Below are 2,837 nucleotides of genomic sequence, written 5' to 3'. Positions count from 1 at the left end.
GAAGAACACCGCGATCCACTACGCGGGCCCCTCGGGCGGCGGCCAGCCGATGACGATCAACATCATCGACACCCCCGGCCACGCCGACTTCGGCGGCGAGGTCGAGCGCGGACTCTCGATGGTCGACGGCATCGTGCTGCTGGTCGACGCCTCGGAGGGCCCGCTGCCGCAGACCCGGTTCGTGCTGCGCAAGGCGCTGAACGCCGACATGCCGGTCGTGCTGGTCGTCAACAAGGTCGACCGCAGCGACGCCCGCATCGCCGAGGTCGTCGACGAGACCTACGAGCTGTTCATGGACCTGCTCGACGAGAGCCACAGCCAGGACGCGCTGGACTTCCCGGTCGTCTACGCCTCGGCCAAGGCCGGCCGCGCGTCCCTCGAGGTGCCCGAGAACGGCGGCCTGCCGGACTCCCCCGACCTCGAGCCGCTGTTCAAGACGATCCTCGAGACGATCCCCGCCCCGACGTACACCGAGGGCGCGCCGCTGCAGGCCCACGTCACCAACCTCGACGCCTCGCCGTTCCTCGGTCGCCTCGCGCTGGTGCGGGTCCACGAGGGCACGCTGCGCAAGGGCCAGCAGGTCGCGTGGATGAAGCGCGACGGGTCGGTGAAGAACGTCAAGATCACCGAGCTGCTCGTCACCGAAGGGCTCGAGCGCAAGTCCGGCGAGTCCGCCGGCCCGGGCGACATCGTGGCCGTCGCGGGCATGCCCGACATCACGATCGGTGAGACCCTCGCCGACGTCGAGAACCCGGTCGCGCTGCCGCTCATCCACGTCGACGAGCCCGCGATCTCGATGACGATCGGCACCAACACCTCCCCGCTGGTCGGCAAGGGCGGCAAGGGCCACAAGGTCACCGCCCGCCTCGTGAAGGACCGCCTCGACGCCGAGCTCGTCGGCAACGTGTCGCTGCGCGTCCTGCCGACCGAGCGCCCCGACGCCTGGGAGGTGCAGGGCCGCGGCGAGCTGGCGCTGGCGATCCTCGTCGAGCAGATGCGGCGCGAGGGCTACGAGCTGACCGTCGGCAAGCCGCAGGTCGTCACCAAGGAGATCGACGGCAAGGTGCACGAGCCGGTCGAGCGGCTCACCATCGACGCCCCCGAGGAGCACCTCGGCACGATCACCGAGATGCTCGCGACCCGCAAGGGCCGCATGGAGCAGATGACCAACCACGGCACCGGCTGGGTGCGCATGGAGTTCCTGGTCCCGGCGCGCGGCCTGATCGGCTTCCGCACCGAGTTCCTCACCGCCACCCGCGGCACCGGCATCGCCCACCACATCTCCGAGGGCTACGAGCCGTGGGCCGGCGAGATCCGCTCGCGCGCCTCGGGCTCGCTGGTCGCGGACCGGTCGGGCGCGGCGACGGCGTACGCGATGACGTCGCTGCAGGAGCGCGGTGTGATGTTCGTCGAGCCGACCACCGAGGTCTACGAGGGCATGATCGTCGGGGAGAACTCCCGCGCCGACGACATGGACGTCAACATCACCAAGGAGAAGCAGCAGACCAACATCCGGTCCGCCACCTCCGACAACTTCGAGAAGCTCGTCCCCCCGCGCAAGCTGAGCCTCGAGCAGTGCCTGGAGTTCTGCCGCGAGGACGAGTGCGTGGAGGTCACCCCGGAGACCGTCCGCATCCGCAAGGTCGTCCTCGACCAGAACGATCGCGCCAAGATCGCGAGCCGAGCGCGTAAAGCCGCGAAGTGACCCCCAGCGGGGCGCTCGCAGGTAGGGCCCGGCTGACGGGTCGTGTGCCTGAGAACGGGCCATGGACCGTTGTGGGGCACACGACCCGATGACCGCAGCGGCGGACACCGGGCAGTAACATCCCCCCGCGTGACCACCCAGCCTCCGGCCGCGCGCGCCAGCCACCCGACCTATGACCAGCTCGTCGGCCTGCCGGCGTACGCCGAGCAGCCCGTGCCCGTCGCGTTCGAGGACGTCAACGGCCACCTGAACGTCCGGCACTACACCGGCATCGCGAGCGAGGGCCTGGACGAGTCGCTGGTCGAGCTCGGCATCCCGCAGAACTGGCCGGCCCTGGGCCACGCGTGCTTCTCGGCCGAGCACCACCTGACCTACCTGTCCGAGCTGCGCACGGGCGACCGGATGTCGGCGCGGGTGCGGCTGCTGGGCCGCTCGGAGCGCGCCGCACACGCGCTGGTGTACCTGCTCGACGACACTCACCAGCAGGTCAGCTACGTGATGGAGGAGATCTTCCTCCACATCTCGATGGACACCCGCCGCACGGCGCCGTGGCCGGCCGACGTGGCCGCCAACCTCGACCGGCGGATCGCCGAGGACGACACCCTGCCCTGGCCGGCGGCGACGTCGGGCTGCCTGGCGCTGCGCTGACTCAGCCGGTCGTCTCGAGCAGCAGCCGCTCGCGCTCGTCGCCCAGCTCGGCGATCCGGGTGGCCAGCTCGCGATCGCGGCCCGCGAGCCGGGTCCTGATCTCGTGCACCGCCCGGGCCGCCTCGTCGGTACGCCGGGCGGCGTCGGTGATCCGCGACTTCACCGACCAGTCGGTGAAGATGTTGTCGAACCACACGTCCAACGCCCGGGTCAGCCCGTCGACGGACAGGCCCTGGACGACCGTGGTCATGCCGACGTCGGCCAGCTCCACCGAGAGGCGGCGCAGCGCCTGGTCGGCGTCGTGCAGGAGGCGCTGGGCCTCGTCCATCTTGTCGTACTTGACCATGTCGGTGAGCATCCCGCCGCCGAAGAACGTGTCGTACGTCGCCCAGTTGCCCGCCGAGCCCAGCACCTCACCGGCCCGCGCCAGGGCCGCCGCCGCGTGCTCGCCGGCCGCGGCGGCCTCGCGGACCTCCTTGGCCGC

General features: G+C 71.0%; 3 protein-coding genes. 2 read left to right on the top strand and 1 reads right to left on the bottom strand.

Going from position 1 to position 2,837, the window contains the following annotated elements; genetic code table 11:
- Together typA and VGD85_RS08085 are read left to right on the top strand one after the other, a co-directional pair.
- The coding region (gene typA, locus VGD85_RS08090) for a translational GTPase TypA (protein ID WP_331062944.1) at positions 1 to 1,705 on the top strand (1,705 nt) is incomplete at its 5' end.
- A 129-nt stretch (positions 1,706 to 1,834) separates the two neighbouring features.
- Positions 1,835 to 2,353, top strand: a complete 519-nt coding sequence (locus VGD85_RS08085) for a thioesterase family protein (RefSeq protein ID WP_331062943.1) — start codon at positions 1,835 to 1,837, stop codon at positions 2,351 to 2,353.
- A gap of 1 nt (position 2,354) precedes the next feature.
- On the opposite strand, the gene VGD85_RS08080 is transcribed toward VGD85_RS08085, so the two are convergent.
- On the bottom strand, positions 2,355 to 2,837 hold a 483-nt coding region (locus tag VGD85_RS08080; protein WP_331062942.1), incomplete at its 5' end, for a hypothetical protein.

It is taken from the genome of Nocardioides sp. (genome assembly GCF_036401255.1).
Lineage (GTDB): Bacteria > Actinomycetota > Actinomycetes > Propionibacteriales > Nocardioidaceae > Nocardioides.
Note: the sequence above shows the minus strand (reverse complement) of the source record. Positions and strands in the feature narration are given on the sequence as shown.